This is a genomic window from Comamonas testosteroni TK102 (assembly GCF_000739375.1).
GTDB lineage: Bacteria > Pseudomonadota > Gammaproteobacteria > Burkholderiales > Burkholderiaceae_C > Comamonas > Comamonas brasiliensis.
This window is the reverse complement of sequence record NZ_CP006704.1, coordinates 3,742,587-3,757,982: the sequence shown is the minus strand read 5'-3', so window position 1 is coordinate 3,757,982 and position 15,396 is coordinate 3,742,587. Positions and strand designations below refer to the sequence as shown.

At 62.4% G+C, this 15,396-nt stretch carries 13 protein-coding genes; 7 read left to right on the top strand and 6 right to left on the bottom strand.

Annotation, left to right across the window (positions count from 1 at the left end):
* Nucleotides 1-21: 21 nt before the first annotated feature.
* Nucleotides 22-1,044: an ABC transporter substrate-binding protein gene (locus tag O987_RS17015; RefSeq protein ID WP_003053799.1), complete on the bottom strand. Its 1,023-nt coding sequence runs from the start codon at nt 1,042-1,044 to the stop codon at nt 22-24.
* A gap of 320 nt (nt 1,045-1,364) precedes the next feature.
* Here O987_RS17015 and O987_RS17010 point away from each other — a divergent pair, with 320 nt between their 5' ends.
* Complete coding sequence (locus O987_RS17010; RefSeq protein ID WP_019042177.1) at nt 1,365-2,018, top strand: flavin reductase family protein; 654 nt, start codon at nt 1,365-1,367, stop codon at nt 2,016-2,018.
* Nucleotides 2,019-2,024: 6 nt separating this feature from the next.
* Here O987_RS17010 and O987_RS17005 read toward each other — a convergent pair whose 3' ends face one another.
* Together O987_RS17005 and O987_RS17000 are read right to left on the bottom strand one after the other, a co-directional pair.
* Nucleotides 2,025-2,642, bottom strand: coding sequence for an N-methyl-D-aspartate receptor NMDAR2C subunit (locus O987_RS17005; RefSeq protein WP_043373681.1), 618 nt, complete (start codon nt 2,640-2,642; stop codon nt 2,025-2,027).
* Between the two features lie 62 nt (nt 2,643-2,704).
* Entirely contained in the window at nt 2,705-3,934 is a 1,230-nt protein-coding gene (locus O987_RS17000; protein WP_019042175.1) for a nucleoside recognition domain-containing protein, read from the bottom strand.
* 419 nt (nt 3,935-4,353) lie between these two features.
* Between O987_RS17000 and O987_RS16995 the strand changes: the two genes are divergently transcribed.
* Nucleotides 4,354-6,441, top strand: a complete 2,088-nt coding sequence (locus O987_RS16995) for an autotransporter-associated beta strand repeat-containing protein (RefSeq protein ID WP_235214172.1) — start codon at nt 4,354-4,356, stop codon at nt 6,439-6,441.
* 284 nt (nt 6,442-6,725) lie between these two features.
* Nucleotides 6,726-7,151 carry a hypothetical protein gene (locus O987_RS16990; RefSeq protein WP_019042173.1) on the top strand — a complete coding sequence of 142 codons (426 nt, stop codon included), beginning with the start codon at nt 6,726-6,728 and terminating at the stop codon, nt 7,149-7,151.
* 33 nt (nt 7,152-7,184) lie between these two features.
* Here O987_RS16990 and O987_RS16985 read toward each other — a convergent pair whose 3' ends face one another.
* The gene (locus O987_RS16985) at nt 7,185-8,327 is read right to left on the bottom strand and encodes a PQQ-dependent sugar dehydrogenase (RefSeq protein ID WP_043373678.1); all 1,143 of its coding nucleotides are present in this window, start codon (nt 8,325-8,327) and stop codon (nt 7,185-7,187) included.
* Between the two features lie 188 nt (nt 8,328-8,515).
* Between O987_RS16985 and O987_RS16980 the strand changes: the two genes are divergently transcribed.
* Nucleotides 8,516-9,220 carry a YebC/PmpR family DNA-binding transcriptional regulator gene (locus tag O987_RS16980; protein WP_003053809.1) on the top strand — a complete coding sequence of 235 codons (705 nt, stop codon included), beginning with the start codon at nt 8,516-8,518 and terminating at the stop codon, nt 9,218-9,220.
* A 129-nt stretch (nt 9,221-9,349) separates the two neighbouring features.
* A complete protein-coding gene (locus O987_RS16975) occupies nt 9,350-11,224 on the top strand; it encodes a hypothetical protein (RefSeq protein WP_235214171.1) in 1,875 nt (624 codons plus the stop codon).
* Nucleotides 11,225-11,242: 18 nt separating this feature from the next.
* Here the strand turns inward: O987_RS16975 and O987_RS16970 are convergent, their stop codons facing one another.
* Complete coding sequence (locus O987_RS16970; protein WP_043373675.1) at nt 11,243-12,217, bottom strand: NAD-dependent epimerase/dehydratase family protein; 975 nt, start codon at nt 12,215-12,217, stop codon at nt 11,243-11,245.
* Between the two features lie 206 nt (nt 12,218-12,423).
* Nucleotides 12,424-13,314: a LysR family transcriptional regulator gene (locus O987_RS16965; RefSeq protein ID WP_003053812.1), complete on the bottom strand. Its 891-nt coding sequence runs from the start codon at nt 13,312-13,314 to the stop codon at nt 12,424-12,426.
* A 92-nt stretch (nt 13,315-13,406) separates the two neighbouring features.
* Here O987_RS16965 and O987_RS16960 point away from each other — a divergent pair, with 92 nt between their 5' ends.
* Both O987_RS16960 and O987_RS16955 read left to right on the top strand, forming a co-directional pair.
* A complete protein-coding gene (locus O987_RS16960) occupies nt 13,407-14,384 on the top strand; it encodes a tripartite tricarboxylate transporter substrate binding protein (RefSeq protein ID WP_043373672.1) in 978 nt (325 codons plus the stop codon).
* Between the two features lie 2 nt (nt 14,385-14,386).
* Nucleotides 14,387-15,391 carry a Bug family tripartite tricarboxylate transporter substrate binding protein gene (locus tag O987_RS16955; RefSeq protein WP_043373670.1) on the top strand — a complete coding sequence of 335 codons (1,005 nt, stop codon included), beginning with the start codon at nt 14,387-14,389 and terminating at the stop codon, nt 15,389-15,391.
* Nucleotides 15,392-15,396: the final 5 nt, after the last annotated feature.

Below are 15,396 nucleotides of genomic sequence, written 5' to 3'. Positions count from 1 at the left end.
GCTCGCTGACTCTATGCAGGCCTAGCGTTTGGGCAGGATGTCCAGCTCTGCTGCGGTGGGCAGGAAGCTGCCGTTCCATACGGCGTTGGCCGGCACCGGGTTCTTGGTGGCATAGGCCTTGGCGACCTGCTCGGCCATCCTGGCCAGGCGCTCGGTGCGCAACTGGCCAAAGCCTTCTTCACGTGCGCCCTTGCTGTCGATGGCGGTCTCGATCGTCAGCTTCAGGCGTTTGACCTCCTGTGGCACGTTGACCAGTCCGTCCTTGGCTTTCATGGATGCAATGGCGGCTTCGGGATTGGCAATCCCTTCCCTGGCACCCCGCGCAAAGGCCTTGAGGAAGGCACGCACCGCTTCCGGCTTTTCGGCAATCAGCCTGGGGCTGGCGATGATCACATTGCCGTAGAGCTGAACGCCGTGCGTGGCGTAGGGCAGGACCACCACATCCTCGCGCTTGATGCCGCGGGCCTCCAGATTGAGCAAGCTGGTGAAGGTATAGCCGGTGACGGCATCCAGGTCGCCGCGCGCCAGCATGGTTTCTCGCAGCTGCGGCTCCATGGTGCTCCATTGCACCTCGCCCACGCCATTGGCCTGGGCGAAGATGGGGAAGGTGCGGCGGCCGGCGTCAAAGATGGGGGCTCCCATTTTCTTGCCCGTCAGGTCGGCGGCCTTGGTGATGCCCGACTTCCTGAGTGCCATCACCGAGGCCGGCGTGGTGTTGTAGATCACCATGATCGCCACGGGCTTGATGGGCGCGTCGGGGTTGTTGGCGTGGAATTCCATCAGTGCGGCGAGGTCGGCAAAGCCCAGATCATGGGTGCCTGAGGCCACGCGCTGGATGGCGCCTGCGCCGCTGGCGGCCTCCACATTCACATCCAGACCGGCCTGTTTGAAATAGCCTTTTTGCTCGGGATGGACGAACAGGGCTGCAGGTCCTTCGAAGCGCCAGTCCAGCTGGAACTTGAGCGGCGTGTCCGCTGCCTGGGCAGTGCCCCAGCTCAGGGCTGCAGCGACCGTGGCGGCCTGAAGAAAGGTTCGTTTGCGCATATGACTCCTTGGTTTATCGATGGCGAAGGGACTGCTGCCTGTGCGCAAGATCGATGCCAATGTGTATACAAAGCGTGAACCGCTGGAGAGGGCACTGCGACGGTGCGTCCCGGACCTGCATGTCCGGCTCTGGTGCATGGGGCGCCTGCGATGGTGCGTGGCCGTGCGCAGATCGAGCGCGGATCAGCTGGAGGCGTCCGGCATGAATATTGCACTCCTGTACAGCTTCAGGGCTGCTGCTGATTGCGCAGCCTGCTATCGAATCCATACCAGATCCGCCGCCAGGGCGAGAACGGCTACAAGGGCCGGGAGAGACTGCAATGACCGAAATTGATTTTGCGCAACTGGACACCTATGCCCGCTACAAGCTGATGGCCAGCCTGATCGTGCCGCGCCCGATCGCACTCGTGACCACGCTGGGTGTCGATGGCACGGTGAACGCGGCGCCTTTCAGCATGTTCAACATGATGGGCGAGGACCCGCCGGTGGTCATGCTCAGCGTCAACAAGCGCCAGGATATGGCGCAGAAGGATACGGCCACCAATATCCTGCGCACGGGCGAGTTCGTGGTGCACATCACCGACGAGGCCATGGCCGCCGCCATGCACCGCTGCGGCGACAGCCTGCCGCCCGAGCACAGCGAGCTGCAGCACACCGGCCTGACAGCGACCCCGTCGCAGAGCGTGCAGCCGCCGCGCATTGCCCAGGCGCCAGTGGCCTTTGAATGCGTGTTGCACGAGACGCTGGAGACCGAGAGCCGCTATGTCTTTATCGGCCGCGTTCAATGGCTGGCCGTGCGCGAAGGGCTGGTGGACACCGAGAAATGGCGGGTGCGTCTGCAGGAGTTCTTCCCCGTGGGGCGTTTCGGGGCCAGCTTCTACGTCAACTGCCGCGACCGCTTTGCCGTCGAGGCCCATGAGGGCAGGGCGCCTGCGCTGAGCGCCACGGCCAGCACGGTCATTGACGAGATGTAGACCTGTTCAGGTGATCCGCCGCAGATTGCTGCGGGCCCGGGCCTCCAGCAGTTGCCGAAAGTGCGGTGTGGCATAGATGAAGGCCTGATCCAGAAAGCCGCGCAGCACCTGCTTGCGCTTGAAGCCATAGACCAGCGGCGGCACCCAGGCATATTCGGCGGCGACCTGGCGGTCGTACTCGGCAAAACGTACAGGGTCGGCACCCAGAATCGCCAGATCGATATCGACCAGCAACCTGGCATCGGCCTGCGTGGGTGTGGCGGTGTGGCAGGTCGCCATGATCAGCTCATGCACCCGGCGCCAGCAGGCCTCAGGCGCGCCACTGTCCTGCAGTGCCTGAGCTGCCCAGTCGGCGCTGCGCAGCTCGTTGTCGCTGGCCTTGATGTCGTAGACAGCATCGTGAAACCAGAGTGCCACAGCCACTTCGCCGGGCCGCTGCGCCTGTGCCCAGACGCAGTCGAGTTGGCCCAGGCATTCGGCCAGATGCTGCTGGGTGTGATAGTGGCGCTGGGGTTCGGCCCAGGCCGCGAGCAGGCGTTGCAGCAGATCTGCGGGCGGCGTCAGCCCCAGGGCCTGCCATGTGCGCTGCCAGGAGGTCTGGAACAGGGAAGCTGCGGTGTCCATGGCATTGCTCTTTCCGGTTGACTTGATGAAAAATGGCTTGCAACGACCGCCAGTTCAGGGATTCATCCAAAAAACTGATAGCAAACCACGATGGCGGCGACCACGCCGGCCAGCTCGGCCACCAGCGCGCAGGGCACGGCATGGCGCGCGCGCTGAATGCCCACGGCTCCAAAGTACACGGCCAGCACATAGAACGTGGTTTCGGTGCTGCCCTGAATCGTGGCTGCAGCCAGAGCCGCAAAACTGTCCACGCCCTGGCTTTGCATGGTCTCGATCAGCATGGCGCGCGCTGCGCTGCCGGAAAAGGGCTTGACCAGCGCCGTGGGCAGGGCATCGACAAAGCGGGCATCCATGCCCAGAACGTCCACCGTCCAGCGGATGGCCGACAGCGCATATTCCAGTGCCCCCGAGGCGCGAAACACGCCAACGGCGCAAAGCATGGCGACCAGATAGGGCAGCAGGTTCTTGGCTACATCAAAGCCCTCCTTGGCGCCCTCGATAAAGCTGTCGTACACGGCCACCTTGCGCAATGCGCCCAGACCCACGAACAGCACGATCAGCGCAAACAGCGTGAGATTGCCCATGAGCGCGGAAAGCTGGGCCAGCGCCGCCGCGCTGAGCGTGGCCAGAAAGGCCATGAAGGCTGCCAGCGCCAGCCCCACCGGCAGCAGATAGGCCAGCACCACGGGGCTGAAGAGAGGCAGCCGCTGCACGAGTGCGACGCTGAGCAGGCCCACCAGCGTGGAGGCGGAAGTGGCCAGCAGAATCGGCAGGAAGACCAGCGTCGGATCGGCCGCGCCCTGCTGCATGCGGTACATGAAGATGGTGACCGGCAGCAGCGTCAGCGACGAGGCATTGAGCACGAGAAACAGAATCTGCGCGTTGGTCGCGCTGTCGGGCTGGGGGTTCAACTCCTGCAGCGCGCGCATGGCCTTGAGCCCCATGGGCGTGGCCGCATTGTCCAGCCCCAGGCCGTTGGCGGCAAAGTTCAGCGTGATCAGACCGAGCGCGGGGTGGCCGCGCGGTACCTCGGGCATGAGCTTGGCAAACAGCGGGCCCAGCATTTTTGCCAGCCATTCGACCACACCCGCCTTTTCTGCGATGCGCAGAAAGCCCAGCCACAGCGTGAGCGTGCCAAACAGCAGCACCATCACTTCGACCGACAGCCTGGCCATGGCAAACAGGGCCTGCACCATGGCCGAGAACACCTGGGCCTGACCGCCGAGCAGCCATTGCGCGAGAGCCGCCACGGCCGCCACCAAGAAAAAACCGAGCCACAAGGCATTGAGCATATGAGCGCCTGTTCTGTACTGCTGCCGATTGTGGCGCGAAACCAGGGGGGAATAGTGCTGGATGTCCGCTATCCATCGCAGATGCGAAGGCCGGTTTGCGGGAAGCATAGAGCGCTGCTCCGGCCTGAGTCCGGCTGCTGCAGACGTTCAATGGCGGCCTGCAGCCGCAGTCGCTCGAACCTTGCGTGGCACGCCGGTTGCGGCCAGTTCAGGCAGCAATCGGCACAAGCCGCGATAGAGCAATAACCGTACCGTACCGACTTGTTATGTCACTAGGGTTTCATGGTTGGTCTTGAACATGGCGAGCTTTCGCCCATAGAGATCCGTTAGCGTATGCAAACTTTCGTTCATTTTTCGGCGCCCAGGACAAGCTTCGCGCTCCGCGCCGTCGCCCTGGCAACTCTCCTGACCCTGGCAGCATGCGGTGGCGGCGGGGGGGCGAAGAGACCGCCGAAGGCTATGTCATTCCCGGCCCGCCCGCAGGACTGGGCTCGCAGACGTTCAACACCACACCGCAAGCCGCCACCAGCATGCCTGCGTCGCGCACGGATGTGCCCAAGTACCGGGAAGATGCCACGGTCTACAACTCCGGCAGACACGATGCAACGGCCGACGGCAACAACTCCTGCTACGCCGATCACACCACCAACAGCACGCTGCGCATCCTGTCGGGCTTTCTCGACATCTGGGAGCCTTCCGAGAGGAAGATGAACGGCTTCAAGGCCTCCGACTATGCCGGCATTTTTGCCGCCGATGCGACCACGCCGGACAAGAACGTGGCCGGCAGGGAAGGCTGTGATGCGTTCGCCTTGACCAGCTGGAATGGCGTCTGGCATGTGCTGACTGCCGACAATACCAATGGCACGCCAGGTCAGGCGCCAACGGCCGGGACTACGGGATCGGTCAAGAGGAACGATCTGTTCCTGCAGAACATGGCGTATTCCTCCAAGCTGACCACGCAGACCAGCTACACCGATGCGCAGAAGGAAGATATCAAGCTGGACGATACCGGCAACAAGGTCACTCGCACCGTCATGGGCGGCTCGCTGGGCCCGCTGGGCCAGGCCTGGGACGATCTTGCGAAGAATCCCAAATCGGGATGGGGCGACACCAGCACGCAGACCAATCCCGAATTCGGCGCGGTGCTTCAGTTTGTGGACAATGCCACGGTGGGCAACATTGCTTCGGACAACGGGCCCAAGGGCTTCTACAAGTTTGCCCGTCCCTATCGCTGGTCTGCTGCAGACAGCAGCCTTCCGGTGGTCAAGGTGCTGCCTGAACTGCTGGCGCGCCGCGCGGCAGGCGATGACGCGGCGGCAGCCCAGACGAAAGCACAGCAGGACTCCGATTTCCCCAGTGGTCACACCGCCGAATTCGTGCGCTACTCCATGGCCGTTGCTTATGTGGCACCGCAGCGCTTCCATGAAGCGGTCGCCCGTGGACTGGAGGCCGGAGAGAACCGCATCCGCGCAGGCATGCACTCGGCATTGGGCGTCATGGGTGGGCGCATGCTTGGCTCCTCCGTCTGGATGCCATTCCTCAAAGGTGCCGGGGATCGAGGCCTGGCCTATACCGAAGCCCAGCGTGCGGTCGTTTTCCAGCAGGCCCAGGATCAGCTGCGGACCAAGCTCGGCGCGAAGACCGGGGTCGAGCTTTGGAATATCGCCCACTCGGCCAGTGTCAGCGAAGACCGTTTTGCGGATTTCCAGGCCGCCAGAGCCGATTATCTGCGCCGCCTGACCTTTGGCTTTGCCAAGGACAGTGCCAAGGCAGGCAAGCCTGCCGTCGTGCCAAAGGGAATGGAAACTCTGCTGGAGACCCGCTTCCCCTATCTGAGTGCCGACCAGCGACGCGCAGTGCTCAAGACCACTGCCATCGATTCGGGCTATCCGGTGCTGGATGACGAGGAAGGCTTTGGCCGCCTGAACCTGTTCGATGCGGCCAGCGGCTATGGCCGGTTTGAGGCCGACGTCAGCGTCACCATGAACAACCGTACCGACGGCTTCTGCGTCTCAGGTTTCTGCTCCTTTGATCGCTGGCGCAACGACATCAGCGGCGGAGGCAAGCTGACCAAGCGCGGAGACGGCACGCTGGCATTGACAGGTGCCAATACCTACAGCGGTGGCACCGTCATTGCTGCGGGCACATTGCGCGCCGACTCTTCGTCCGCGATGGGCAAGGGGGCGGTCTATGTCGATGGCGGCACGCTGGCCACCAACGGCCTCCAGGTCAATGTGGCAAGCAGCTACACCCAGAAATCCGGTACGCTGAATCTGGCTCTGTCCGCAAGCAGCGCCGGTACGCTGGTGGTGAGCGAGCACGCAGCGCTGGCCGGTGCGCTGAAGGTGAGCTTTACCCAGGGCTACGTTCCCAAGGCTGGCGACCAGATCGTTGTGCTAACCGCCAAGGGCGTACACAACAGGTTCGATAGCGTTGCCGTGGATGGCTTTGCCAAATCCACCGTGAGCTATGGCGATACCAAGGTGACCATCACGCTGGCCAGCTGAGCCGGCATGCCAGTCAAGGGCCTGCGCGGTTCGACCGCGCAGGCCTTTTTGCTTTCGGGGTGCCTGATGGTGCCGGGGCGCATGCATGCTCTCACTGGCCAGCCTCGATGGCCAGATATCGCCCGACCTGAGCATGGGCGTCTTTGAGTACCGTCGCCCGGCATTGGACCGCGAAGCTGGCCGCAGTAGGATATCGGCGGTCTGGCAGCCTATGTCGAGGGACGGCTGCGCGCCGTCACGGCGGTCACGCCGATTCGCAGGATCAGACGGGAAGCCTTGCATTGATGAAAACAACGAAGACGCTTTGGGAGCAGCCACACGGCAAAGGCCTGTCGCTGCTGATGTGCCTGTTCGGAATTCTGGGTCTGATGAGCGGCTGGATGCTGCTGGAGGCGGATTTTTCCGACGGCTGGCAGTCTTCAGGACGAGCCTGGTGGGCGCTGTTGCTGCAGGCCCTGTTGGCGCTGAACTCGGCTTTGTGCTTCACGCTGGTGTGGCTGCTGTGGACTCGCAATCGCGCAGCGGTGTTGGTGGGCGCTCTTTATGTGGCTCTTGGCATTGCCAGCCAGGGCGCCATGTCCTGGTATGTCTCCAGGCTGGGCAGCCGTGTCGATGCGTTGTCCATCGGCTTCTGGCTTGCCGAGGCCTTGTTCTGGTCGGCCATTGTGGCTTATCTGTACTGGCTGCGGCGACGGGCTGTGCTGTGCTGAGCGTCGTCGCAGCTGCAGGGAGGCGAGGGCTGCTCAGGGCTTTGCCAGCACGCGCAGCAATTGACCATCGGATGAATCGGTGAGCAGGTACAGCAGACCGTCCGGACCCTGGCGCACATCGCGTACGCGCTGGCCCAGGCGCGGCAGCAGCACTTCGGTGGCGGTGACCCTGCCATCGGCAATCTGCAGGCGCTGCAGTTGCATGGCCTTGAGCGCACCCGTGATGAAGGAGCCTTTCCAGGCCACGCCATAGCGCTCGCTGCTCAGATAGGCGAGCCCCGAGGCGGCGATGGACGGTACCCAATAATGCCGGGGTTGCTCCATGCCTGTTTTTTCGGTGATGCCGGCACCAATCTTGCCGCCCCCATAGTTTTCGCCATAGGTGATGACGGGCCAGCCGTAGTTCTTGCCCGGCTCGATACGGTTGAGCTCGTCACCGCCCTGCGGGCCATGTTCTGTCATCCAGAGCTCGTCTCCTGGCCCCAGTGCGGCACCCTGGCTGTTGCGGTGGCCATAGCTCCAGATCTCGGCCAGCGCATCGGACCTGCCCGCAAAGGGGTTGTCGCGAGGCACGCTGCCATCCTTGTTGACGCGTACGATCTTGCCCAGATGGGTCTGCAGGTTCTGGGCCTCCTGCATGGCCTTGTAGCGCTCTCCGAGCGTCAGAAACAGCGAGCCGTCGGGTTTGCCGTTCACCTTGCGTTCCACGATGCGGCAGCCGAAGTGCAGGGCCGAATCGATCTTGGGGCGCTGGCTGAACAGAATCTGCACGTTTTCCAGGGTGCCGGAGTCGGCTGAAAGTCGGGCTTTGGCCATGGCCGTGCTGTTCTTGCCTCGGTCTGGTCCTTGCCCCGGCTCCGAGAAGCAGAAATAGAGCTGACGGTTGCTGGCAAAGTCGCTGTCAAGCACCACGTCCAGCAGGCCGCCTTGCCCGGCTGTGGCGATGGCAGGAAGGCCTTTGAGAGGGGCGTTGAGCCTGCCCCCGGCCTCCACAATGCGCATGCGGCCAGGGCGCTCTGTCACCAGATAGCGTCCGTCCGGCAAAAAGGCCAGTGCCCAGGGGTGCTCCAGTCCTGCTGCCACGGCTTGCGTGCCCAGCTCGGCGGCAGCCAGGGCGTGCGAACCGAGCAGGGCCAGCACGCTGCAACTCAGGGCTTGAATGGTGGTGCGATGCATGTTTTCTCCTCTTGGGTGGCTGGGTGGCAATGTGCTGTTTGCCTGTGCTTATGACCCGGGCTTGATGCAGTTTGCCAACAAAAGATTGCGCGCAGGTGTATAAATCCGGCTTTTGCTCGCCACAGTTTGGCGAGCGGCCTGTGTGTGCACAACGCAGGCTTGGACCATATTCAACAAGGAACGCAGCCATGGGCGCGCAATGGAAAGCAAAGGGCAAGGCGCTGGTCGCCGATGCCAAGGGTAAGCTGTTTGGCAAGCTGGTCAAGGAAATCATGGTTGCTGCGCGCCTGGGCGGCGGTGATCCTGCAGCCAATTCGCGTCTGCGCATGGCGGTGGAAGCGGCCCGCAAGGCTTCCATGCCCAAGGACACGCTGGATCGTGCCATCAAGAAGGGGGCCGGCGTTGGCGCCGACGCCGTGAACTACTCCAGCGTGCTGTTTGAAGGCTATGCCCCCCATCGCGTGCCCGTGATGGTGGAGTGCCTGACCGACAATCCCAATCGCACGGCTCCCAATATGCGTGTCTGCTTCCGCAAGGGCCAGATGAGCGCCGTGGCCTGGGATTTTGACCATGTAGGCATGATCGAAGGCGAGCCTGAAAACGGCGCCGACGTCGAAATGGCCGCCATCGAAGCTGGCGCGCAAGACTTCGAAGCTGGCGAAGAAGAAGGCACCACCCTGTTCATTACCGATATTGCCGATCTGGACGCCGTGAGCAAGGCTTTGCCCGCGCAAGGTATCAAGGTGCTGTCGGTCAAGCTGGGCTACAAGGCCAAGAACCCCATCAGCATGAGCAGCCTGTCTGCCGAGCAGCAGGAAGAAGTTCAGGAATTCCTGGCCGGTCTGGAAAACGACGACGACGTGCAGCATGTCTACGCCGGTCTGGTGGACTGAGGCCATTGCAGCATGTCAAAGAGGGCGGCCCTGGGCCGCTCTTTTTTTGCCCTGAGTCGTCCCGGGCCTGCGGGCAGGCAGCAGCTTTCTATACTGCAAGTCTGCTGAACTGTCTTGTGGATCGACTTCATGGTTTTTTTGCCGCGCATCCCCGCGCCTGTTTCCCTGACCGCCATGGCGGTGGCCTTGCTGCTGGCGGGCCCTGCGCCGCAGGCGGCTGAACCTGCAAGGCAGACGGGGGCTGCCGGACAGGCGGATTTGCCCGCCGAACAGGATTCGCCTTTTTTGAGGCTGCGCCGTGCCGTGGTCGAGGCCGCACAGGCCAGGCGCTGGGACGATGCGACCGCGCAGGCGCGCAAGCTGCTGGACATGACGCTGCCGCGTGGCAATCCTTACGAACAGCTCGATGCTTCGGGTTTGCTCTACGCCTTGCTCTATCAGCAAGGGCAGTACCCGCAGGCCGTGTTGCAGACCGACCAGATGATGGCTCTGGCCGCCGCCGACGGCTACGACCCGGTCAGCGGGCAGATGCAGGCGCTGATACAGCGCGGTCTGACGGCCGCCATGATGGCCGGCGATCAGGGCGCACTGGCTCGCTATCTGCAGGCGCTCCAGCAGGAGTCCAAGGCTTTTGCACCACTGTGGCAGTGGAATACGGCAGACCAGCAGCTGCGCTACCAGGCCGCGCAGCTCACGGTGCCGCTGGTGCAGGGGCGCTGGGTACTGGTCCAGCTGGAGCCGGCCAGGGATCGCAAGGAGGCCGCGAATCTGGAGTATGTCTATCTGAAACCCGATGGCAGGCGCCTGCGGGTCCGCATGCGGCTCGGCTATGACGTTGGTCTGAAAGACATGGACGCAGCAGCCAGGCAGAAGTCGTTGCAGCAGGAACGCAGCTTTTTTGCCAGCGAGCAGACGCCAGAGCCTGGGCTGAGGCTGACGGCCCTGCCGTTCGCTGACGTCGTGCAAAGCCAGCAGGCCAGCCGCGAGAAAAGAGAAGAGGGGAGGCCCGATGTCCTGCATCTGGACTGGGGGCTGGTGCGCGGTAACTGGAAACTGAGCCTGCACGCCGAGCAGATGGACAGCGAGAGTGACAGCGCGCTGCAGCAGTTGCCCCAGCTGTGGCAGGCCATGCAATGGCCCAAAGCGCCCGAGCTGCCGCCCGAGCTGCCGCGCCAGGAGCGCGAGGTGAGCCATGCCTGGCGGGTCGATGACGATTGGTCCAGGGCCGGTCAACTGGCCCGCGCGGCCTTGGCCGATGCCCAGTTCCCCGCCGAGCTGGCACGCCTGAATACGGTGGCTGGCATCTCGGCCTTCAAGGCCGCTCAGCAAGCCGAGGCCGGCCGCTATCTGGAGCAGGCACTGCAGGCCTGGCCCTATGTCAGCCTGTTCAGGCTGGAGTCCGAGCTGGTGGACCTGGCCCAGCAATATGGGGCCGAGCTGGCGGCGCAGCAGGGTCGTGACGCCGATGCCGCGCGACTGATGCGCCAGTACCTGCGCAATGCCGGCGGGCTGCAGAACATCTGGGTGCAGGCCCGGGACCCGAAGGTGGCCGACCTGGAAAATCGGCATACCGGCATGGTGCTGCCCATGCGTGCGGCCGGCTTTCATCTGCAGGAGTCGCAGGATTCGCAGCGCATGATGTACCGTGATCTGATGACGGGACAACTGCTGGGCCTGACCACGGGGCTGAAGATCCCCGAGTCCGACGAAGCGCAGGAGAAGCTGTTGCGCACCGCGCTGGAAAAGCAGTTCCGCTTGACAACGGGGAGCTTGAAGAAGCGCAGCTTCACTGCGCAGACGCGCTCCAGGGACCGTCGGCCTGAAGGCCGGCAATGGACGTTTGAAGTGAGCCTGCAGGAGAGCAGGCCGGGCGCAGCTTCCGTCAAGCGCGTCGTCTTCTGGATCGTTGACCAGGGCGCAAGCCGCGCCATCCTGCGGGCTCCGGTGGCGAGCCCGCGCGAGCAAACCCGGGCCGAGCAACTGGCCCAGGCGCTGAGTTGGTAGCCTTTTAACTATTGATACTCATTTGATAGCTGCTTTCGAAGGCTGGGCAAGGGATTGCTGCTTGTTTCTCTGAAATTCATCGGCAATCAGCGCCAGCCCCTGCCGGTAGCTGGTGACGGCAAACCCCGGAAATGCCTGCTTGAACTTGCTGGAGTCAAACAGATTGTCGTGGGCATAGCGGGTCAGTAGCTCTTGCAGCTCGGCCACGGGTTTCGAGATCAGGCCGGCTACGCCCAGTGCCCAGCGGGGCAGTCTGTGAAGGCGGGAAGAGCGGCCAAAGCTCTGGCTGGCCCAGTCGATCAACTGCTTGTAGTTGGGGCGTGCATCGTCGCATGGCAGATGCCAGGTCTGGCCGTAAGCATCGGGTGTGTTGCCCAGCAAAGCCAGTGAGCGGCTGGCATCGGGGGTCCAGATCAGGGTGCGCAGACGGTCGTCTCGCACCGGGGCCAGCGGTGTCTTGCCGGCCCTGAGTCTGTCAATCACCAGAGTGTTGGTAATGCTCTGCGTCTGGGCAGGGCCGTAGAACTCGGGCGCCCGTGCGATCAGCACGGGAATCTCCCCGCGTGCGATTTCGGACAGCACCATCTCGGCCATGGCGGCGCGCACCCGGCCTTTGCGTCCCAAGGGGGCGAATACCGTCTGCTCGGTCTGCAGCTGTGCGTCCTGCGGGTACATATAGGTGTTGTCGAAGTAGACAAACGGGGCACCCGCAGCGCGGCTGGCCGCCAGGGCGTTGCGCAGCATGCCTGGAAACTGCTGCTCCCAAAGCTGGGTATCGGGAGGCAGGCCTGCGGTGAAATAGACCACACTGCTGCCCTGAACGGCTCTGGCTGTTTGCGCGGCATCGAGTAGGTCGGCGGCTTCGAGCAGGTCCGAGTCATGTATCTTGCGTGGCCTGCGGCTCACCAGCTTGAGCTCATCGGTGTAGTGGCGCTTGAGTTCGCGCGCCAGCTCGGTGGCGATCTGCCCGTTGGCGCCCAATATGGTCTGCATTCCTGCTCCTTGATGAATAGCTTCACCAGCCTTGATGGCCGGGAATGGTGCAAGCGTAAGCTTGAAGCTTGGTTCAAGGTCAAGCGCAAATTACGCAGGAATGACGGGCTCTCCCGCTCAGTCCGGAGGGAGAGCAGGCTTGAGCGAGGCATAGCGCGCTTCACCAGCAGCTCCCATCAGGCAGCCGTCTACTCACAGCTTTGCGCTCAGTTCAACTGCTGGATATGAACCAGTCGCAATGCCCTCTGGAGTTCCTGAGCCATGGCAGAAAGAGCCTTGCCCCGTCGCGAGATCAAACCGATGCTGCGCAATACCTGCGGCTCTACCAACGGGATGCCGCAGAGATCGGTCCCGCTGATTGCGTGCTGAGGGACCGCGCCCACGCCCACCCCGCGCCGAACCAGGCTGAGCAGGCTGGGGACATGTTGAACTTCGCATACCCAATGGGGTCGGGTGACGGTGTTTGACAGAGCCTGGTCGATGAGCAGGCGATTGCCGCTGCCTTGCGCTTGAGTGACACAGTCCTGATGTGCCAGCTCACTCCAGCAAATGCTGCTGCGGGTGGCCAGAGGATGGTCTTTGCGGCAGGCCAGCACAAAAGACTCCGAAGCCAGTTCTTCGAAGTCGAGGTCAGGCTCGCTGGCTCCGAGATAGCCGATTCCGAAATCCACTTCGGAGCGCGCCACGGTCAGCAGGATGTCTGCAGCGGGTTGATCCAGGATGCGCAGCCGAATGCGAGGGAACTGCTTCTTGATCTGATGGATGGCGCTCGCCACCACTGTATCCACGACAGAAGGGATGCAGGCAATGGTCACCAGACCGTGCAGCCGTTCGTTGAGTTCGGTCATCCCAATCAGAGAGGCCTCCAGTTCGGCCAGCACATGCTGGGCACGAGGCAAGAACACACGTCCCATGGCATTGAGTTCCACTTTGCGAGTGGTGCGCTCCAGGAGCTTGAGCGACAGGGCTTGCTCCAGTTTTTCGACTCGTCTCGATAAGGCCGGTTGGGAGATGTGCAGCAACTCGGCTGCGCGCTTGAAACTGGCCAGCTCTGCCACAGCCACAAAGGCTTTGAGATCAGCAATGTCGAAATTCATTTGAAAAACGCATCAATGAGAAGTTTTTTTGCAATTTACTGCATTAATTAAATCACTGATCATTCGTCCAGAACATAAGAAACGGAGACGAAATGCAAGGCTTGGGTGATTTCAGAAAAGCGTGGCTCGCCGCTGCCGCTGGATTGATGCTGGTGAACTCGGCAGCAGCGCAGGGAAAGTGGCCCGAGCGTCCCATCACACTGGTTGTTCCTTTTGTGGCAGGTGGTGGTACAGACAGCATCGCACGTGACATTGCCAGCCAGTTGTCAAATCGCTTTGGTCAACCAGTTGTCGTTGACAACAAGGGTGGGGCAGGTGGCTCCATAGGTGCGAACTTTGTGGCAAAAGCCAAGGCCGATGGCTATACGCTGCTGTTTGCAACATCCACTTTCGCGACGAACGCAGCCATTGATCCAAAGCTGCCCTACAAGCCGGAAACTGACTTTGCTCCGGTGGCAATGATCGGTCGTGGGCCTCTGCTTTTGGTAACCAACAAGGCTCTGGGAGCGAAGTCGGTCGCGGATCTGCCAAGGATTGCCAGAACACGCGAAGGCGGCATCAATTACTGTTCAGCTGGCGCAGGCAGCATCAACCACCTGTCTGGCGAACTTTTCAGGCAGCAGGCGACGCTTCCAATGACGCATGTCCCTTTCAAAGGCAGCGGCCCTGCTGCGCTGGAACTGCTGGCAGGTCGTGTGGATGCATTCTTTGCCACGGTGCCGACCATTCTTCCGCACCTCAAGACCGGCAAGCTGGAGCTTCTGGCCGTCACCAGTGCTCAGCGCTCCAGCCTGTTTCCGCAGGTGCCCACCATGGCAGAAGCCGGGATCAAGGGCTATGACGTGACCACATGGTGGGGTGTGCTTGCGCCCGCCGGGGCGTCACCAGAGATCGTGAATCAGCTCAATCAAGCCGTTAATGCAGCCGCCGCTGCTGAGCCAGTGCGCTTGCGTCTCAAGCATGAAGGCGCAACGCCTATTTCCCTGAGCCCGAAAGCCTTTGCCGCGGAACTTCACGATGAGTTGGGCAAATGGAAAGCTGTGGCAAGCAAGCCCGGCATGGAGCTCTGAGCATGTTGCCATCCCACGACCCATCAGGCCTGGTGTCGAGAAGACAGGTGCTGGCTGCCATCTGCGCTGGCTCTGCAGCGGCGGCCGCGAGTATGGCAAGAGCGCAGGCAGGCTTTCCCGGGCGGCCAGTTACAGTCGTCGTTCCGTATGCGCCAGGAGGACAGGGCGATGTATTCGCACGACTGATTTCCAACGATCTGGGCAAGGCACTTGGGCAATCCGTGATCGTTGACAACCGTCCTGGCGCCAGTGGAGCGCTGGGTACACGCATGGTGGTGCGCGCTGCCGCTGATGGCCTGACACTGCTGCTGGGCCAGACCGGAGAGATCGCCATCAACGGTGCGGCCATGAAGAGCCCAGGCTATGACAGCCTGAAGGATCTGCAAGGTGTGGCCCTGGTTGGTGACTCTCCGCTGGTGCTGGCGGTTCCTGCCAGCGCACCATGGAAATCGCTGGACGACCTGATCGCCGCAGCCAAGGCGGCGCCAGGCAAGGTGGCATACGCTTCGTCCGGTACGGCAACGCCCGGGCACCTGGCCGCAGCAGCCCTTGCAGAGGCCGCCAAAGTGCAAATGGTTCATATTCCCTACAAGGGAGCCGGTCAGGCGATCACCGACCTCATTGGAGCGCAGGTGCAGTTCTTCATGGCCAGCACGCCATCCATCCTGTCACATATCAAAGGCGGCAAGGTGCGGGCATTGGCGGTCACCGGTCTGGAGCCCATTGCGGCCATGCCTGGGGTGCCCACGGTTGCAGAGAAATTTCCGGGCTTCGAATTCAGCCTCTGGGGTGGTTACTTCGCTCCCAGGCAGACCCCGGCGTCGGTGGTGCAACTGCTGTCGCAAAGAATCAACCAGATCGTGCAGCAGCCCGCGTTGAAGGCACGCTTCGAGACAGAGGGCACTTTGGTCAAAAGCTATACGCCGCAGGAGGTGGATGCTTTTGTCCGCAAGGAAATCACCAAATACCGGCAACTGGTCCGAAGCACTTCCGTATTGATTGACTAAGCGTT

What these genes read in the sequence shown, in the direction of transcription:
- O987_RS17015 (WP_003053799.1), bottom strand. Translation starts at nt 1,044, where the DNA reads ATGCGCAAACGAACCTTTCTTCAGGCCGCCACGGTCGCTGCAGCCCTG.
- O987_RS17010 (WP_019042177.1), top strand. Translation starts at nt 1,365, where the DNA reads ATGACCGAAATTGATTTTGCGCAACTGGACACCTATGCCCGCTACAAG.
- O987_RS17005 (WP_043373681.1), bottom strand. Translation starts at nt 2,642, where the DNA reads ATGGACACCGCAGCTTCCCTGTTCCAGACCTCCTGGCAGCGCACATGG.
- O987_RS17000 (WP_019042175.1), bottom strand. Translation starts at nt 3,934, where the DNA reads ATGCTCAATGCCTTGTGGCTCGGTTTTTTCTTGGTGGCGGCCGTGGCG.
- O987_RS16995 (WP_235214172.1), top strand. Translation starts at nt 4,354, where the DNA reads ATGCGGTGGCGGCGGGGGGGCGAAGAGACCGCCGAAGGCTATGTCATT.
- O987_RS16990 (WP_019042173.1), top strand. Translation starts at nt 6,726, where the DNA reads ATGAAAACAACGAAGACGCTTTGGGAGCAGCCACACGGCAAAGGCCTG.
- O987_RS16985 (WP_043373678.1), bottom strand. Translation starts at nt 8,327, where the DNA reads ATGCATCGCACCACCATTCAAGCCCTGAGTTGCAGCGTGCTGGCCCTG.
- O987_RS16980 (WP_003053809.1), top strand. Translation starts at nt 8,516, where the DNA reads ATGGGCGCGCAATGGAAAGCAAAGGGCAAGGCGCTGGTCGCCGATGCC.
- O987_RS16975 (WP_235214171.1), top strand. Translation starts at nt 9,350, where the DNA reads ATGGTTTTTTTGCCGCGCATCCCCGCGCCTGTTTCCCTGACCGCCATG.
- O987_RS16970 (WP_043373675.1), bottom strand. Translation starts at nt 12,217, where the DNA reads ATGCAGACCATATTGGGCGCCAACGGGCAGATCGCCACCGAGCTGGCG.
- O987_RS16965 (WP_003053812.1), bottom strand. Translation starts at nt 13,314, where the DNA reads ATGAATTTCGACATTGCTGATCTCAAAGCCTTTGTGGCTGTGGCAGAG.
- O987_RS16960 (WP_043373672.1), top strand. Translation starts at nt 13,407, where the DNA reads ATGCAAGGCTTGGGTGATTTCAGAAAAGCGTGGCTCGCCGCTGCCGCT.
- O987_RS16955 (WP_043373670.1), top strand. Translation starts at nt 14,387, where the DNA reads ATGTTGCCATCCCACGACCCATCAGGCCTGGTGTCGAGAAGACAGGTG.